Genomic DNA, 16,083 nt, shown 5'->3' on the forward strand with positions numbered 1-16,083 from the left:
CAACACCATCGCATCCCGAAACCGCCCCGCCTGCACCCCCAACCGCGCCAGCCTCGCCCGATAAGGCTCCACCCCGGCATCGACCCAAGCCCCCGCGGTCACCTCCCGCCACCGCCGCCGCAACCCCACAAACGACCTATCCGGCGTATACGCGGGCTCGGCCGGAACCACCGCCCCCAGTACCCCCGCAGCGGCAACAACCCCGCCCTGCAAGAACACCCGCCTGGAATACCCCTTCACGCCAGAATTATCGCCCCCGCCTCGAACCAGGGTCGCGCGTTCATGCACGGCCGCTGGTGGGCGAACGACGCCGACTGCCTGATCGTTGGCCCGGATGTCGAGCGGCGCAAGGAGTGGGCGACGCACGTCCGGGCGTATACGGGCCTCAGAGGATCGAGCGATCGACTCCTCGGTCTCGACGACTGGGGTGTGGAGACCACGCGTCAGCTGCTGAGCCATCCGGCGCCGGCCGTGCTCGTCAACGGTGTCGGCGAACCGATCGGGCGGGAGTGACGTCTTAACGGTGTGAAGCGCTCCCTGATGGCCGGGCTCACGTTGACGGCGGTCGCGTTGTGTTCCGTGGCGGTGCTGAGTTCGGCGTCGGTGTCCGAATCGCCGACCGTGCGGTCGGCGTGTCCGCAGGAGTACGGCGGGGGTGGGGCCGGGGGATGGGTTCCGGCGGCGGCGGACATCGACGGGGCCGATGATGTGCTGGTGCCGGGGCAGCCGGTCTCCGCGACGATCTGCGCCTACCCGGGGACCAATATGAAGATGGGCCGGGAACGGCTGGCCGGATCCCGGGTCGTGACGGATGACGTGCTGCCTATGGCCCGGGACTTGTCGTATCTCCCCGTTACTGGGGTCGATAGTTGGTCGTGCACGCAAATGGGTGGAAAGATGATCAACTATCTCATTCGGTTTGACTATCCCGGTGGTGAGGCCTTGTGGGTGGGCAGCGCTGAGGAAGTCAATTCCTGCGTGGTGACGACCAATGGCACCGTGAGTTCACGATCGTATGTCGGAAAGGCCATCACCGCCGCCCATCGCACGGGGAAATGGAAGGTGGAACCGCCGGAGGATCCCTGCCTGGGGGAAGGCGGGCGCCGAGGTCAAGATCAGTTGATGGTTCCCGAAGCGCCTGTCTCGGTGCTGGTATGCAGGAGGGCCCTGGGCGACAGGAGACACGCCCGCGCGCAGCATGGCCCGCAGGAGGCGCGCTCCCTGGCGGCTGCCTTGAATTCCCTCGACCACTGGGCGACTGATGGCACCTGCCGGGGAGGCTCAGGCGTCTCCTTACGCCTCATGTTCGGCTACTCCGAAGGTCCGCGCGCGAGCGTTCACATCACGGAACGATGCGACCCGCCGGTCTCCAGCCCCGAACTCCAGGCAAACCTCGACGACTCCGTCAACGACCTGCTGGCACGGCTCGCGCCGACGAACTAGAAGGTGTTTCCCAGCGGCATTCTCACGATGGGGATCAGTCGTCTGGGCTGATGATGCGGAAGTTGGGGATTTCCGCGGCGGACACGACGGTCGCGTTCTCGGGCATCGTGAAACCGCAGAAGAAAATGCCGGTCAGGCAGCTCCCGCACCAGAAGCGGGGAACGCCCCTCTCCGGGTTCCAGGTGTCCTGGACGAATGCCAGGCGCAGTTCCCGGGCGCCGCAGTCGGGGCATTCCGCGATGTTCGTGGACGGTGGATCCTCGTATGACCGGTCGTATATGGCCAGCCAGTCCGCGTACGCCATCAGAATTCGGTCCGGATGCGGTTCAGGGCGGTTCGCAGGGCTTCGAAACCGTCGTCGCCGAGGAGGGCCGCGAGGCGGTGTTCGACGGCGTCGATGGCGGAGTAGCCGATCAGGAGGGCCTTGTCGCCGAGTTCGGTGAAGACGATGAGCTTGGCGCGGCGGTCGGCGGGGTCGGGGATGCGGCGCAGGCAGCCCATCTCCTCGAGCTGGTCGACGAGTTCGCCCATCGCCTGCGGGGTCATCTGCGCCTTCTCGGCGAGCCTGCTCAACCGGATGCCCTCGTGCTCCATGTGGAAGAACACCGCCGAGTGAGCGGGCCGGAGGCGGACGTCGAACCTCTTGCCGGCTTCGAAGACGACGTCGGAGAGGCGGAGGTAGGCCTCGTACAGCTGGGCGACGACGTGCGGCGGATGGGTCTCGGCCAAAAGGGCTTCTCCAATTGCTAAGGAAGCATTATATTCAGGCTACCTTACTAAGGGGGAGTGATGGACCAGCGAGAGATCTGGGCGGCCATCGAGGCCGAGCGGCACAGCCTAGCCGACATGCTCGACGCGCTGCCCCAGGGCGGCGACTGGGATCAGCCGTCGTTGTGCGAGGGATGGCGTATCCGGGACGTGGCCGCGCACCTCGCGGTCGCCACCCAGCTCGGCAACGCGGCGGCACTGATCGAATTCATCAGGGCGCGCGGCAGCTTCAACCGGATGATCCGCGATTCCGCCATCCGGTATGCCGAACGGCCGATCGGCGGAATCATCGAGCAGATCCGCGAGTCGGCGTATTCGCGCCGCCTCGCGCCTACCACGAAACCGCTCGACCCGCTCTTCGACGCCCTGGTGCACGGCCAGGACATCGCCGTGCCCCTGGGCATCGAGCGCCCCATGCCGCTGGAACCGGCACGCGCCGCCGCGACCCACATCTGGGAGCGCGGTTTCCCCTTCTACCCACAGCGCAAGTTCCGGGGGCTGCGACTGGTCGCCACCGACGTCGACTGGACGGTCGGCGAGGGAGAAGTGGTGGAGGGCCCCATCCAAGCGCTGCTGTTGCTGATCAGCGGCCGCCCCGCCGCGCTTCCGAGCCTGACCGGGGTGGGTACGGCAGTGCTCGGCTCGCGGTTGGGGTGAGCCTAGTCCGCGTGGGAGCGGCCGTTGACACGGACCTGCGTGGTGTGGGAAAGGAGCTGGTCGAGTTTGGCGTTCATGGCCGCCAGATCCTGTTTGAGAGCTTCGATGTCCTGCTGTGCCCGGGTTTCCGCGGGGGAGGGCTCGGCATCGTTCATGGCGTTGACCACGACGGCGATGAACAGGTTCAGGGCGACGAAGGTGGAGATCAGGATATAGGCGATGAAGAAGATCCACGCCCATGGCTTCTGCTCCATCACCTCCTGGGCGACGTTCCCCCAGTCGTCACCGGTCATGATCTGGAACAAGGTGAACAGTGAGCTGGGGAGGGCGTCGAATCGTTCAGGGACGATGTCGCCGAACAGCTTGGTCGCGATCACCGCCGCGATGTAGATCATGAGCACGAGCAGGCCGATGATGGAGGCCATGCCGGGCACCGCGGTCAGCAGCGCGCCGACCACACGCCGCATGCTCGGCACCGCCGAGACCAGGCGAAGGGCCCGCAGGATGCGCAGCGCCCGCAGCACCGAGGCGGGTCCTGACGCGGGAACCAGCGCGATGCCCACGATGATCGCGTCGAACCAGTTCCACGGGTCGGACCAGAAGGCCCGCCCGTACGCGTAGAGGCGGGCGCCTAATTCGGCGATGAAGACGCCCAGCGCGATCCGGTCGATGGCGTGCAGCACGCCCCCGGCCCGATCCATCAGATAGGTGCTGGTCTCGCACCCGATGGTGATCGCGTTGATCACGATGACGGCGATGATGGCCCGCTGCGCGAGCCGGTGTTCCAGGACCTGACGAACACGCTGCCTAGTCGGCACGCAACCGCTCCCCGGGGGTGAAGGGACACCAATCTCTTGATCATCTTACGCGTTGTCCACCCGGCAGTGTGGACCATGACGATGACCTGCGTCATCTCACTTTAAGTGGATGTTTCCGTACTCAAAGTGAAACACTGTGAGAAGGCCCGCGGCGGCTGTGGCGCACCCCAGGACGACCGACCAGCCGACCGCCACGCCGTGGCGGTCGAAAAAGCCCGTGCTCCACAGGTAGATCGGCGTCATGGCCGCGAAGTAGGTGACGGCGGTGGTCGCCGCGCCGATCGCCCAGACGCGGAACGGGATTCTGCCCTGCATGCCGGTTACGATCATGCTGCCGATTCCGGCGGGCACCATGCCCAGGCCCAGGAGCAGTGGGAACACGTGGGACAGCGGGTCTGTCCGCGCCGAGAGCAACAGCCAGATCCCCACCCACGTCAGCGACGAGGCCGCGCCGAAGTCGAGCCGCCGCGCCCCGAAGACGAGCGCCGCCATCCCCGCCGCCAGAGCCACCAGGAGCGCCATCGTCGAAACGGAGTCGTCATATTTTCCCGGCGCGGACTGGGCCACCGCCGCCGCGGCGTCGAAGCCGTGCGCCGTCCAGCCCAGCCGGCGCCAGGCGCCGGAGACGTCCCGCAGGGCGATCCCGTCCGCGCCGTTGGCGACGACCACGACGTGCCCGTTCGCACGCTGCTGGACCGCGATCGCCAGGGACTCGGCCACCTCGGGGGAGCCGGGTGCGTAGGCGCGTGCCAGCCGGTCCTGGTCGCCGGGAGAGATCTCCCACGAGGTCACCCACCGGCCGTCCGCGGACTCCTCGACCTTGAGCCTGCCGGGCACGATCCGGTAGCAGCGCTCCGCGACGCAGGCCGACGTCTGGGGATTGAGCGTCAGCGGCGTGGACTGGCCGTACCACGTTCTCCCGCCGTCGCCGGAGACGTAGCCCGCCTTGGGATACGCGTCGGACGAGCTGTAGCCGCGGATCGCGACCACGATCTTGTCGCCCGTCACCTCGACCGCATAGGCGCTGTACGGCCGGTAGCGCTCCGACTGGCCGGTCGAGTGCTCCGACTGGCCGGTCGCCGACACGGCCAGTACGGCGACGGGAATCACGACCACCGCCCTGGCCAGCCGCTCCGCCCCGGGGTCGGGGTGGTTCCAGATCCACCAGGCGGCGTACAGGGCGGGCAGGGCGAACAGGTCGGTGGGATCGGCCAGGACCACGGACGGACCCCACCCGAGAGTCCACGCCTGGGAAGCGAGGTACGCCCCCGTGGCGGTGGTCTTGACCAGCGTGAACACCGCGCCGGTAAGGACGACGGACAGCCACGGGCGGCGGATGAGCAGGTTGACCAGCGCCGGAGCGGCGATCAACCCCACGAGGTCGCTGAGCTTCCCGGTCACCACGCCGGGCCACAGCCCTTTGAAAAGGTGATCGTTGAGCAGCAGGACCACAACGGCGGCGACGGTCAGCGGGTGACCGATCCAGGCCAGGGCCGATTTCCTCATGCCTGGAGAGATGCGCACGCGTCACGCGGAGTTCGCGCCGATCCGCATTCGTGATCGACCCGCCGCCGGGCGTACATCTGACCGCGCGTGCCCACTGATCGTTAACTGCCTCGACATTCCCGGGACAGGTGGCGTCGCTAGCGTGCCCGCGAGTTCTACAGACAAGGGATGTGTCATGGTGAAAAGCAGATTGCTGGCCGGTGCGCTGGCTGTTCTCGCGGGAGGGGCGCTGGTGTCGGTTCTGGCGCCGGGCAACGCCACCGCGGACCGTTTCGGAGCCGAACGCCACGGTGACGACAAGCCGCTCATCATCGGGCATCGCGGCGCTCCCGCTTTCCGGCCCGAGCACACGCTGCTGTCGTACGAGGCGGCCGCGAAGATGGGGGCCGACTACATCGAACCCGATCTGGTCTCCACGAAGGACCACATCCTGGTGGCCCGGCACGAGAACGAGATTTCCGGCACCACGGACGTGGAGAACCATCCCGAGTTCGCCACCCGCCGCGTCACCAAGACGATCGACGGCCTGCAGATCACCGGCTGGTTCACCGAGGACTTCACCCTGGCCGAGCTGCGCACCCTCAGGGCCGAGGAGCGCATCCCCGACCTGCGGCCGGACAACACCGCCTACAACGGGCTCGCGCAGATCCCGACCTTCGACGAGGTCATCCAGCTGGCCAAGCGGTACGGCGTGGGCGTCTACCCCGAGACCAAGCACCCGACGTACTTCGACTCGATCGGCCTGTCCCTGGAGGAGCCGCTGCTGGAGGTGCTCAACCGGCACGGCTGGCGTGACAAGCGCTCGCCGGTGTTCATCCAGTCCTTCGAGACCACCAACCTGAAGGAGCTGCGCGCCAAGACGCGGCTGCCCATCGTCCAGCTCATCAACGGCTCGGGCGCGCCGTACGACCTGGTGGCCGCCGGCGACCCGCGCACCTATGACAACCTGATCACCCCCGACGGCCTGCGCGACATCGCCAAGTACGCCGACGGCATCGGCCCCGCGACGACCAGGATCGTCCCCGTCGACGCCACCGGCAAGCTGGGCCAGCCGACCAGCCTCATCCGCGACGCGCACCGCAAGGGCCTGAAGGTCCACCCGTTCACTATCCGCGACGAGAACGCGCAGCTCCCGCTGGACTACCGGCTCGGCAACCCGGCCAGCCCGGCGTTCCCGCGCGCGACCGGCGACGTGATGGGCTGGGTCGAGCGCCTCTTCGAACTGGGCGTCGATGGCGTCTTCGCCGACGACCCGGGCCTCGCCCGCGCCACCCGCGACCGCCTCTTCGACCGGTCCTGAACGACGGGCGCCCGGGCGGTCTCCCCGCCCGGGCCGCTCATGCCGCCAGGAAGAAACGGGCGAGCACGGGCGCGAGGATCGTCGGATCGGGCACGTGCCCTGGCACGTCGACGGTCCCGCGTTCTGCGCCGGGGACACACGCGGCCACCGCGTCGGCGGCCTCGACGAAGAACGGGGGAGCGTGCGCGCCGGTGGTCACCAGGACCGGCCGCGTGATGGTGGCCAGCCGCGCGGCCGGCGGGGGGCCGTCGCCCAGGCAGGCGGCGTCGTAGCCGAGGGTGTGGGCCAGTTCCAGCAGGCCGGGCCACAGCGGCGAGCCCACGGCACCCGCGATGTCCTGCTCGGAGGAACCGGCGAGGCGCATGAACATCCGGAGCGCCTCATCGCGCCGGCCCTCGGCGAGTACGGCGGTCAGTCGTGTCACGTACTCCCGCCAGGCGGGAACCCCGTCCCCGATGATGTACGGAACCTCGTACACCGCGATCCCGCCGACCGGCAGACCGGCCGCCGAGGCCTCCAGGGCGAGCGCGCCCCCCGACGACGCGCCGAACAGGTGGGCAGGACCACCGGCCACCGCGATCAACGCGGCCAGATCCTCGATCTCACGCTCCAGCGCGTACGGCAGGGTGTCGCCGCTGCGACCACGGCCGCGGCGGCTGTAGTTGACGACGGTGAACTGCCCGGCCAGCGCGTCAGCGAGCGGAGCGTTCTCCGCTCCGTCGTCCAGCCCGCCGCCCACCAGGATCACGACCGGCCCGTCGCCCACCTTGTCGTACGCGATCGAGGTCCCGTCACGCGAAACCACTCGTCCCGTCATGTTTCCACCCTACGGTGACGACGATCTTGCGGTGAATGAGTAGGAGGGTACTCATGTGCCGTACCAGCGGGAGATCGATCCTCTAGGGGACTCCTGGGAGGACAAATGGCACGGAAGACAAGTTTGGGTGTGCTGGCGGCCGCGGGCATCCTCATCCTCGGCGGCGGGGCCGCGTACGCGGCGGTTCCGGCCGAGGAGTTCCACGGCTGCGTCGGCAAGCTGACCGGAAGCCTGCGGATGATCGACCCCGCCAAGAATCAGCGCTGCCTGGCCTTAGAGACCCCGATCACCTGGAACCAGACCGGCCCAGCGGGTGCGACGGGTCCCGCCGGGCCAGCAGGACCTGTCGGTCCGGCAGGCGACCCGGGCCCGGCCGGTCCCGCCGGGCCGCAGGGTCCCGCCGGGGTGGCGGGCGTGCCTATCGTCCGGAAGGGCGAGACCGTGCGGATCTACCCGAGCGACGTGGGCACGACCGGAGACGTGGTCGCCCGCTGCGAACCCGGTGAGGTCGCGACCGGCGGGGGTTTCAACGGGATCGTCGCCACGGAGTGGGTCTTCAACATGTCGTCACCCGCCGTCGCTCACGAAGGCGGCCAGCGCGTCGCCGCCGAAGGGGAGCAGGCCGACGCGTGGTGGATCACCGCGAGACCGCTGGGAGACACCTGGTCGGAGATGCACGCCTATGTCATCTGCGTGAAGGTCAGCTGAGTTCGCCCGACGCCGGGCGGGTCCCCATCTCCCCGCCCAGCGTCGGCTCACGAGTTCGGCTTGGACGGAATGGGGACGGCCGCCCAGCGCCGCCGATCAGAAGGTGATGGCGATCTTGCCGAGGGTGCCCGCGCCGAAGTCGGCAAGCGCCTGGCCGGTGTCCTCCAGCGGGTGGCTGCGGGTGCTCGGCACGCTGATCCGGCCGGCGGCGGCGTCATCGGCCAGGCGCCGCAACTTGTCCACGGTGGCGTCGGCCACCACCGAGAGCAACGCCGGGTGCGCGCCGGGCAGGTAGCCGAGGGTGGAGGCGAGCCGCCCGCCCTCGGCCAGCAGGCCGGCCAGGACGGCGGTGTCGCCCGCCAGGTGCAGCGCCGCCGGCACGCCGGCGGGGGCGATGGCGCGGACCTGGGCGGCCAGGTCGCCGGTGTAGTCGACCACGTGCGCCGCGCCCAGGCCGGTCATCAGGTCGGCCTCCGCCCCCGGCCGCGCGGTGGCGATCACGTGGACGCCCGCCAAGGCCGCGTACTGGGTCGCGAGCGCGCCCACCCCGCCGGTCGCGCCGGAGATCAACAGGAACGTTCCCGGTTCCGGCTTGACCGCGGCCAGCGAGTCGAGGGCGGCCGTCCCGGCCCAGCCGAGCGCTCCGGCGGCGGCCACCGGAAGCCCGTCCGGCACGGAGGCGATGGTGTCCGCCTCGCCGATCGTCAGGTAGTCGCGAAGCGCGCCGTCACCCAGGTCCTTGACGACCCCGAACACCGTCTCGCCGACCGCGAAGCGGGAGACTCCCTCGCCGAGCGCCTCGACGGTCCCGGCGAAGTCCTTGCCGACCACGACCGGGAACCGGTACTCCATGTAGTCGCGCATCGCGCCGTAGACCACGGCCAGATCGATTCCGTTGATCGAGGACGCCTGGACGCGGACCAGGACCTCGCCGGGCCCGGGCTGGGGGACCGGCAGATCGACTAACGCGGGGGAGTCGTCGAAGCCGGGCAGAGCGAAGGCACGCATCAAGGGGATCCCTTCCAGCACGAAGAATGGAGATATACCTCCATTTGCTATGGAGAATAGCGCCGCGCCTGGCGGCCGGACCTGATCGCGCGCGCCACAGATTTCGTGACTTATGAGAGGGCGGGGGGACCGTCGGCGATGGAGACCTTCAGCAGGGCCGACGAGGTCAGGACCGTGCCCACGGGGGCTCCGCCTGCGGCCGCGGCCGTGACGACGCGGCGTTCCCCGAGGTACCGGTAGGTCTCGCGGTCGAAGATCAGCTCGTTGCGGGTGCCCGTGCCCGGTTCGGCGCGCGCGGGACCGCACGGTTCCGAGGCGTACGCCCAGGGCTTGCGCGGTCTCCACATAGGTGAGGTCGGCCCAGGCGATCAGGAGTAGCGCGTCCCGGTGGCCCTTGGGCAGCGAGGCCAGCGCCCCCGCCAGTCCCCGGCCGGCGGCTTCGGCGCTGACCCGCTCGTCGCTGCGGTCGGTAAAGGGCGCGGTGATCGGGTCGGTGCCGGTGCGTTCGAGGACGCGCAGCTGGCGTACCTCGGCGCGGATGTGGCGGCCCATCAGGTTGGTGGCGATGCCGTACAGCCAGGGGCGGGCGCTGGGGCGGGTCGGGTCGTAGCCGTGGCGTTGCCGGAAGGCGGTCAGGAAGTCTCCGCGACCACGTCGTCGGCCGCGTCGCGGCCCAGACGGCGGGTGACGTAGCGGGTGATGTCGGGCGCGTGCCGCCGGAAGACCTCGGCGAACGCCTCCGGATCACGCCGAGACCTCTCGATGCACACCGCGTCGTCGCGGTCCGGTTCACTCATGGTGTCTCACGCTGCGGCCTCTCGGCTCTGGACTCTGGACACCCGTTGTTGCCGAACCGGCGGCGAACGGTTCCCCATGCTCAGTCGGGGATGGCGCCCCAGGGGATGAGCACGGGCTGGGCCGGGATGTCGCCCTTCAGGAGGCGCTCCAGCAGGTCGGCCAGCTGGAGAGGGGCGAGGCGGTCGGTGGTGGCGCGCAGTTCGGCGAGGGTCCACCAGCGGAAGGAGTCGAACATCGTGCTCTCGAACTCCTCCATCCCGGACAGGTCCACGTCGAATTCGGGCACCCGCAGGAAGAAGAAGGAGTCCTCGGCGTGGTAGAGGGTGCCGTCGTTGGCCACCCAGTGGCCCGACGTGAAGGCCACGACCGGGCCCATCGCTTCGGGAGCCACGCGGTAACCGGTCTCCTCGCGCAACTCGCGGACGGCGGCCGCGGTCAGATCCTCACCCGGATGGGCGCCACCACCAGGCGTGAACCAGGCGTAATCCGGATTTTTCGTCGACCCCAACCCGCGGAACAGCAGGAGCCGATCGTTTCCATCCACGATCAGGATGCGGGCGGTCGGACGAGGGATCGCAGCAGGCACGAGGGCGAGGATATCGGGCCCATCCGGCGGGATTCGACTGACAGCACATCGGTGTTCCCCCGGCGTTCTTCTCGGCGCGGCAAGATCGGGCGGCTGAATCACCGAGAGCAAGGAAGCACCATGCGCCCTCTGTCCCCGCCGTCGCTCGCCGGCCTGGCCCTGTCGCTGGTCGCGGCATTGGCCCCGGTAGCGGCCACCTCGCCTGCCCAGGCAGATGCGGTGCCCACTGTCACCGCCAAGTTCGAGACCCCCGCGCTGTTCGACGACGGCGACGGCGGCAACGCCAACGGTGACGACCCGGCGATCTGGGTGCACCCGGCCAAGCCCGGCAAGAGCCTGGTCGTCGCCACCGCCAAGGAGGGCGGCCTCTACGTCTACGACCTGAAGGGCGCGCAGGTCCAGCACATCGCCGCGCCGCCCGCCCCCGGCGAGGACGACGAGCCCGGCCGGTTCAACAACGTCGATTTGGTATACGGCTTCGGCGGCCGCGACCTCGCCGTCGTCTCCGACCGCGGCCGCGACCAGCTCAGGATCTACGCCGTCGACCCCGCCGCGCCCGGCGCGCCGCTGACCGACGTGACCGCCCCGAACGCGCCCTTCGTCTTCAACGACGACCAGGAGCAGGTGAACGAGGCCCAGACCGTCTACGGCCTGGCCACCTGGCAGGACAAGACCGGCGTGTACGCGCTGGTCAGCCGCCGCCACCAGACCGGCATCGGCCTGCTCAAGCTCACGCCCGCCCCCGGCGGCAAGGTCGGCTACCAGCTGATCCGCACCCTCACCCTGCCCTCCTCCTTCCGCCTCCCCGACGGCACCACGTGGACCCCCTGCCTGGAGCCCGGCGAACTGCCCCAGGTCGAGGGCATGGTCGTCGACGGCGGCCGGGACGTCCTCTACGCCGCCCAGGAGGACGTCGGCATCTGGCGCATGCCCGCCGACCTGTCCGGCACGCCGGTCCTGTTCGACAAGGTCCGCGAGTACGGCGTGCCCGGCGTCTACGACCCCGACACTGAGGAATGCGACCCGGGCCTCGACCGCGGCTTCGGCGGGAAGCACCTCTCGGCCGACGCCGAAGGCCTCACGATCTACTACCGGGACGGCGGCGCGGGCTACCTGCTGGCCTCCAGCCAGGGCGACGACACCTTCGCCGTCTACCGGCGCGAGGGCGGCAACGCGTACATCGGGCAGTTCCAGGTCGGGGCGCGGCGGGTCGACGGCGCGCAGACCAGCGACGGCGCGATGGCCATGAACGTGCCGCTAGGCGACACGTTCAGCGGTGGCCTGTTCGTCACGCACGACGGGGTCAACACGCCGGAGGCGAAGGACGCCGACGGCGAGGTCCGCGAGAACACCAATTTCAAGTTTGTGAAGTGGGAGGACATCGCCCGCAAGGTCGGTCTGCGGGTGGAGCCCCGCGGCTGGGATCCTCGTACGCGCTAGAACGACGCCCGGGCCGTCCTCGGCGGCCCGGGCACCCGTTCAGGCTTTGCGGGCCAGGCCACCCCAGCAGGCCACCTCGGGCGCCGTTCCCCACGGGTTGGGCTCCGGGCGCCACGCCGTCACCGGCACGACTCCCGGCTCCAGGAGTTCCAGGCCGTCGAAGAAGCGCGAGATCTTCTCGGGGCTGCGCGGCGTGTAGGGGATCGCGCCGCTGCCGCGGTTGTAGCCGCCCAGGGCCTGGACGTAGGCCGGGTCGGTGTCGGTGCCGTCGTACAGGGCCAGGTAGCTGCCGGGGGGCAGGGCGGCGAGCAGGCGGTCCACGATGGTCCGCGCCTCGTCGTAGTCGGCGACCAGTCCCATGATGCCCATCAGCATGAGCGCCGTCGGCCGGCTGAAGTCCAGCGTCTCCGCCGCCTTGCCGAGGATGAAGTCCGGGTCGCGCACGTCCGCCTGGATGTAGTCGGTGGCGCCTTCCGGCGCGCTGGTGAGCAGCGCGGCGGCGTGCACCAGCACGAGCGGGTCGTTGTCCACGTAGACGATCCGGGACTCCGGCGCGTTCCGCTGGGCGACCTCGTGGGTGTTGTCGACCGTCGGCAGTCCCGTGCCGATGTCCAGGAACTGCCGGATGCCCGCCTCGGCGGCCAGGTGCTGGACGACGCGCACCAGCATGTACCGCGACTGGCGGGCGATGTCGACCATGCCGGGAAACACCTGCCGGATCCGGTCACCCGCCTGGCGGTCGACCGGATAGTTGTCCTTCCCGCCCAGCATGTAGTTCCAGACCCGGGCCGAATGCGGCACCGTGGAGTCGATCTTCACCGCGCCCCGCCCCGCCTCAGGCGATTCGCTGGGGTTGTCATCAGTCACGGAGATCTCCTACCTCGCACGGAATCAGCTAGATCATATCGCTCTGAACCGTGTCGAAATCGGCGAATCGGCTGCGACGTCTCCGGCAAAGAACAAAGGAGAAGCAGATGCCGGAACTCAACTTCTGGGCGATCGCCGTCTCGGTGGCGGCCGGGTTCGTGATCAGCTCGGTCTGGTACGCCCTGGTCCCGTCCCAGTCCACGGCCCCGCCTCCCAAGCCGTGGAAAATCCTCTTCGAACCGGTACGGACACTCGTCCTCGCCCTGGTCCTCGCCGGCCTCGCGGCGAAGATCGGAATCGACTCCTGGAGCGGCGGGCTGCTGCTCGGTCTGGTCGTCTGGGCCGGATTCCCGCTCGTGCTGCTGTCCGGCTCGGTCCTCTGGGAGGCCGTGCCCTGGCGGTCGGCGGCGGCCCACGCCGGTGACTGGCTGATAAAACTCCTGGTCATCTGCGTGATCGTCGGCGTCTGGCGCTGACCGGATCAGGTGGAGGGCAGGTATGTCGCGTGCCGGAGCTCGCGGCGGAGCTTCACGCCCGCGTCGACCAGGGAACCGAGGACGATCAACACGATCAGCGCCTTCACCAGCTGATCGGTCGGACGTGCCGTGTAGATGTCGCCCGCCAGCAGAACCCAGGTGAGGGCGCCGCAGACCACCACCGTCAGGCCGATGTCGATCCGCCGCGTCAGCGGCTGCCAGCGTCCCCGCACGATCAGGACCGCGTACAGGGCCAGGTGCAGGATTATCAGCGCCAGCAGCCACGGCGCGCGTTGGCGGAAGAAGTCCTCATCGAAGGCGAACGCCTGGTAGGCGCTGGCCGCCGCCCGGCCGTCGTACACGTAGTCGAGCAGCGTTCCCGGGTTGAGCAGTACGAGCAGTCCGCACACGGCGGCGGCGATCCCGGCGGCGAAGCCGATCCGGTTTATGCCATCGCGATCCTGCCGCCGGGGCTTCCATACCGGCATCTCCGGTCGCCGCCGCCGCTGCCAGGCGACCAGGGCGAAGCACACCACGAGCAGCCCCGGCCACCACAGGGCTGGCACCCCGATGCCGGTCCACCACGCCCCGAGCACGCTGAGCACGTCCCAGGCCGAGCGGACCGGCTGTGCCACCAGGGCATCCACCAGCCCGAGCAGCCAGATGACGGCCACCCCGACCACCGCCAGCCGGATGAACCTGCGGGTGTCCGCCGGGTCGATGAGGGTCAGGGCAGGCCGGTATCGGGCGGCGACCTCGGCCGGGCGGCCGAAACCGAGGACCAGGTCGCGCGCCATCTCCTCGTCGGCGTCGCGTCCCGCGTCGGCGGCCCTGGCCGCGAGCTCGTCCGCCAGCAGCGTGCGCAGCTCGAACGCGACGTCGCGCCGCTGGCCGCGTGGCAGCAGCCGGGCGACGTCGTCCACATAGTTCGTGATGAGATCGTCAGGGTGCATGGCGCTCTCCGCCTTTCAGGAGATGATCCATGGTGTCGTTGAGGCCGCGCCAGGCGGCCGTGAGCCGTTCACACAGCTCGCGGCCGTCGGCGCTGAGCACGTAGTAGCGGCGCGGCGGGCCGCCGTCGGTGCGCCATTCGCTGGTCAGCGCACCCTGGGATTCCAGCCGCCGGAGCAGGGGATAGAGCGTCCCCTCCTCGATCGGCATGCCGCTCTCGGACAACGACTGGCGCAGCTCGTAGCCATACCGGGCCGTGTGCAACTGGGACAGCGTGGCGAGCACGACCACACCGCGTCGCAGCTCCAGTTCGAGCTTGTCGTACGCGTCACCGGAAGCCATGCGCCACACAGTACTATGCGCCACACAGCTCGTCCAGCCGTGGATCGATTTCGGATCGGCATGCAACCTCCAAGCGCGCGCGAGCATCAGAGGGGGGACGGAGGAGGCAATACGCGAATGACCGGTGTTTCCGCGCGTGACGCCGAGTTCACCGACTATGTGTCGGGCAAGGCGTTGTGGCTGAGGAAGGTCGCCTACCTGCTCTGCGGGGACTGGCACCACGCGGACGACCTGGTGCAGACCACGATCACCAGGCTCTATGTCAACTGGCCCCGTGTTCGTGCGGCCGAGAACATGGATGGATATGTCCGGACGGTCCTGGTCAACGTGTATCTGGCCGAGCGGCGGTCGCCGTGGGGCAGGTGGCTGCCCCTGTTCGACGGTGACGAGGAGTCGCCCGGCGCCGATCTGGACAGCGTGCTCGACTTGCGCACGGCACTGGCGGCGCTGCCGCCGCGGCAGCGCGCCACCCTGGTGCTCCGCTACTACTGCGATCTGACGGTCCAGGAGACCGCCCGGACGCTCGGATGCTCGCAGGGCAACGTCAAGAGCCAGACCGCCCGTGGGATCGACCACCTCCGCCGTCTGCTGCACGGATATGCCGTTTCGTTCTCCGAGGAGGTCCAGCCATGACGACGAACGGAAACGGGCTGGGCGCCGAGTTGCGCGAGCTCACGCGGTCGCCCGCGCCGCCGATGCGGCTGGACATCGACCGCGCGCGGGAGGTGGGGCGGCGGCGGTTGTGGCGGCGCAAGATCGGAAGGCTGCTCGGCGTGCTGGTGGTGTCCGGGACGCTGGCGGGCGGGTGGATGGTGGTGTCCGGCGGCGGGGCGGAGCGGGTGACCGTCGCGACCGTATCCGAGGGAACCGACCCGCTGGTGGCGTATGCCTCGTTCGGGTGGTTGCCGGATACGGTGGCCGGGGTCAGCTACGAGGTAGGGGCACACGGCGACCAAGTCGTGGCGCGCGGCCTCGGCAAGTACCCCATGAGCCTCATCCTCAGCATGTACGCCCCCGACGACGACCCGCCCGTCGAGAGCGGGCGTACGGCCATGCCCGCCCAGCCGGTGAACGGCCGGCGCGCGTACTGGATCACCAAGTACCCGGGCGACCCGCTCAGCGGGGGCGACGCCTACCTGCGCTGGCAGGTTCCGGATGGGCGGTGGGCGGAACTGCACGCGTACTACATGCCGGAAGCCGATCCACGGTCCACCTTGCTGCGCATCGCGGCGGATGTGACCGTGGGGACGAAACCGGTGCCGTTGCCGCTTCACCTCAGTAGCGTGCCGGCCGACTTCGAAATCACCGAGGTGCACTTCGTGCGGCCAGCGCTGCTGGGCGACGGCGCCTGGGAGCTGATGATCTTCTACGTCGCGGCGGATGGCGGACGGGTCACCCTCCTGGTCAGCCCTGAGGGCAGCCAGACGATGTCACCGCGCGGATCCTGTAAGGCTGAGGCCGGCCTGGAGCTGTGCGTCACGGTCGAGGGGAAGATGCCGGCGTCGCTCGCGGCGATCGGGGGTCCCGAGGCGTTGTTGAGGCGCGCCACCCTGCTGGGCATGGACGAGCGCGAGTGGACCACGCAGGTGATCGGCTGA

22 protein-coding genes and 1 pseudogene are annotated in these 16,083 nt (G+C 69.4%); 9 read left to right on the forward strand and 14 right to left on the reverse strand.

Annotation, left to right across the window (positions count from 1 at the left end; translation table 11 throughout):
- Nucleotides 1–240, reverse strand: a 240-nt coding sequence (locus Aple_RS53720) for a hypothetical protein (RefSeq protein ID WP_218038629.1), incomplete at its 3' end; no start/stop codon positions are given.
- Nucleotides 241–282: 42 nt separating this feature from the next.
- Here Aple_RS53720 and Aple_RS33935 point away from each other — a divergent pair.
- Both Aple_RS33935 and Aple_RS33940 read left to right on the forward strand, forming a co-directional pair.
- Nucleotides 283–513 carry a hypothetical protein gene (locus Aple_RS33935; protein ID WP_155348827.1) on the forward strand — a complete coding sequence of 77 codons (231 nt, stop codon included), beginning with the start codon at nucleotides 283–285 and terminating at the stop codon, nucleotides 511–513.
- A gap of 12 nt (nucleotides 514–525) precedes the next feature.
- Entirely contained in the window at nucleotides 526–1,443 is a 918-nt protein-coding gene (locus Aple_RS33940; RefSeq protein WP_155348828.1) for a hypothetical protein, read from the forward strand.
- Nucleotides 1,444–1,477: 34 nt separating this feature from the next.
- Here Aple_RS33940 and Aple_RS33945 read toward each other — a convergent pair whose 3' ends face one another.
- Both Aple_RS33945 and Aple_RS33950 read right to left on the reverse strand, forming a co-directional pair.
- On the reverse strand, nucleotides 1,478–1,747 hold the full coding sequence (locus Aple_RS33945) for a hypothetical protein (protein ID WP_155348829.1): 270 nt from the start codon (nucleotides 1,745–1,747) through the stop codon (nucleotides 1,478–1,480).
- Nucleotides 1,747–2,172 (reverse strand): MarR family winged helix-turn-helix transcriptional regulator, encoded by a 426-nt coding sequence (locus Aple_RS33950; protein ID WP_218038630.1) that lies wholly within the window; start codon nucleotides 2,170–2,172, stop codon nucleotides 1,747–1,749. The genes Aple_RS33945 and Aple_RS33950 overlap by 1 nt, the downstream gene beginning before the upstream one ends.
- 60 nt (nucleotides 2,173–2,232) lie before the next feature.
- Here Aple_RS33950 and Aple_RS33955 point away from each other — a divergent pair, with 60 nt between their 5' ends.
- Nucleotides 2,233–2,868, forward strand: coding sequence for a maleylpyruvate isomerase family mycothiol-dependent enzyme (locus Aple_RS33955; protein WP_155348830.1), 636 nt, complete (start codon nucleotides 2,233–2,235; stop codon nucleotides 2,866–2,868).
- A gap of 2 nt (nucleotides 2,869–2,870) precedes the next feature.
- On the opposite strand, the gene Aple_RS33960 is transcribed toward Aple_RS33955, so the two are convergent.
- A complete protein-coding gene (locus Aple_RS33960) occupies nucleotides 2,871–3,686 on the reverse strand; it encodes an ion transporter (RefSeq protein WP_155348831.1) in 816 nt (271 codons plus the stop codon).
- Nucleotides 3,687–3,782: 96 nt separating this feature from the next.
- Nucleotides 3,783–5,192 (reverse strand): hypothetical protein, encoded by a 1,410-nt coding sequence (locus Aple_RS33965; protein ID WP_155348832.1) that lies wholly within the window; start codon nucleotides 5,190–5,192, stop codon nucleotides 3,783–3,785.
- A gap of 175 nt (nucleotides 5,193–5,367) precedes the next feature.
- Here Aple_RS33965 and Aple_RS33970 point away from each other — a divergent pair, with 175 nt between their 5' ends.
- Nucleotides 5,368–6,492, forward strand: coding sequence for a glycerophosphodiester phosphodiesterase (locus Aple_RS33970; RefSeq protein ID WP_155348833.1), 1,125 nt, complete (start codon nucleotides 5,368–5,370; stop codon nucleotides 6,490–6,492).
- 37 nt (nucleotides 6,493–6,529) lie between these two features.
- Here the strand turns inward: Aple_RS33970 and Aple_RS33975 are convergent, their stop codons facing one another.
- The gene (locus Aple_RS33975) at nucleotides 6,530–7,309 is read right to left on the reverse strand and encodes an alpha/beta fold hydrolase (protein WP_155348834.1); all 780 of its coding nucleotides are present in this window, start codon (nucleotides 7,307–7,309) and stop codon (nucleotides 6,530–6,532) included.
- Nucleotides 7,310–7,414: 105 nt separating this feature from the next.
- Between Aple_RS33975 and Aple_RS53015 the strand changes: the two genes are divergently transcribed.
- Nucleotides 7,415–8,017: a collagen-like protein gene (locus tag Aple_RS53015; RefSeq protein ID WP_155348835.1), complete on the forward strand. Its 603-nt coding sequence runs from the start codon at nucleotides 7,415–7,417 to the stop codon at nucleotides 8,015–8,017.
- A gap of 96 nt (nucleotides 8,018–8,113) precedes the next feature.
- Here the strand turns inward: Aple_RS53015 and Aple_RS33985 are convergent, their stop codons facing one another.
- From Aple_RS33985 to Aple_RS33995, 5 genes and pseudogenes are all read right to left on the reverse strand, one after another.
- A complete protein-coding gene (locus Aple_RS33985; protein ID WP_155348906.1) occupies nucleotides 8,114–9,025 on the reverse strand; it encodes an NADP-dependent oxidoreductase in 912 nt (303 codons plus the stop codon).
- 110 nt (nucleotides 9,026–9,135) lie between these two features.
- Nucleotides 9,136–9,372, reverse strand: coding sequence for a hypothetical protein (locus tag Aple_RS52365; RefSeq protein WP_170321788.1), 237 nt, complete (start codon nucleotides 9,370–9,372; stop codon nucleotides 9,136–9,138).
- Nucleotides 9,371–9,577: pseudogene (locus Aple_RS56070) on the reverse strand (RNA polymerase sigma factor); the annotation flags it as partial. The gene Aple_RS52365 and the pseudogene Aple_RS56070, both read right to left, overlap by 2 nt.
- 80 nt (nucleotides 9,578–9,657) lie before the next feature.
- Nucleotides 9,658–9,822 (reverse strand): RNA polymerase sigma factor, encoded by a 165-nt coding sequence (locus Aple_RS56075; protein WP_308805530.1) that lies wholly within the window; start codon nucleotides 9,820–9,822, stop codon nucleotides 9,658–9,660.
- A gap of 80 nt (nucleotides 9,823–9,902) precedes the next feature.
- Nucleotides 9,903–10,409, reverse strand: coding sequence for an NUDIX hydrolase (locus Aple_RS33995; RefSeq protein WP_218038631.1), 507 nt, complete (start codon nucleotides 10,407–10,409; stop codon nucleotides 9,903–9,905).
- Nucleotides 10,410–10,529: 120 nt separating this feature from the next.
- Between Aple_RS33995 and Aple_RS34000 the strand changes: the two genes are divergently transcribed.
- Nucleotides 10,530–11,849, forward strand: a complete 1,320-nt coding sequence (locus tag Aple_RS34000) for a phytase (protein WP_155348836.1) — start codon at nucleotides 10,530–10,532, stop codon at nucleotides 11,847–11,849.
- Between the two features lie 39 nt (nucleotides 11,850–11,888).
- On the opposite strand, the gene Aple_RS34005 is transcribed toward Aple_RS34000, so the two are convergent.
- Nucleotides 11,889–12,716 carry an SAM-dependent methyltransferase gene (locus Aple_RS34005; RefSeq protein ID WP_174889914.1) on the reverse strand — a complete coding sequence of 276 codons (828 nt, stop codon included), beginning with the start codon at nucleotides 12,714–12,716 and terminating at the stop codon, nucleotides 11,889–11,891.
- 107 nt (nucleotides 12,717–12,823) lie between these two features.
- Here Aple_RS34005 and Aple_RS34010 point away from each other — a divergent pair, with 107 nt between their 5' ends.
- On the forward strand, nucleotides 12,824–13,192 hold the full coding sequence (locus Aple_RS34010) for a DUF1761 domain-containing protein (protein WP_155348837.1): 369 nt from the start codon (nucleotides 12,824–12,826) through the stop codon (nucleotides 13,190–13,192).
- A 5-nt stretch (nucleotides 13,193–13,197) separates the two neighbouring features.
- Here Aple_RS34010 and Aple_RS34015 read toward each other — a convergent pair whose 3' ends face one another.
- Nucleotides 13,198–14,145 (reverse strand): hypothetical protein, encoded by a 948-nt coding sequence (locus tag Aple_RS34015; protein WP_155348838.1) that lies wholly within the window; start codon nucleotides 14,143–14,145, stop codon nucleotides 13,198–13,200.
- On the reverse strand, nucleotides 14,135–14,485 hold the full coding sequence (locus Aple_RS34020) for a PadR family transcriptional regulator (RefSeq protein ID WP_155348839.1): 351 nt from the start codon (nucleotides 14,483–14,485) through the stop codon (nucleotides 14,135–14,137). The genes Aple_RS34015 and Aple_RS34020 overlap by 11 nt, the downstream gene beginning before the upstream one ends.
- A 117-nt stretch (nucleotides 14,486–14,602) precedes the next feature.
- Between Aple_RS34020 and Aple_RS34025 the strand changes: the two genes are divergently transcribed.
- Nucleotides 14,603–15,118 (forward strand): SigE family RNA polymerase sigma factor, encoded by a 516-nt coding sequence (locus Aple_RS34025; protein WP_155348840.1) that lies wholly within the window; start codon nucleotides 14,603–14,605, stop codon nucleotides 15,116–15,118.
- Entirely contained in the window at nucleotides 15,115–16,083 is a 969-nt protein-coding gene (locus tag Aple_RS34030; protein ID WP_155348841.1) for a hypothetical protein, read from the forward strand. Before Aple_RS34025 ends, Aple_RS34030 begins: the two co-directional genes overlap by 4 nt.

It is taken from the genome of Acrocarpospora pleiomorpha (assembly GCF_009687885.1).
In the GTDB taxonomy this organism is placed as follows: Bacteria; Actinomycetota; Actinomycetes; order Streptosporangiales; family Streptosporangiaceae; genus Acrocarpospora; species Acrocarpospora pleiomorpha.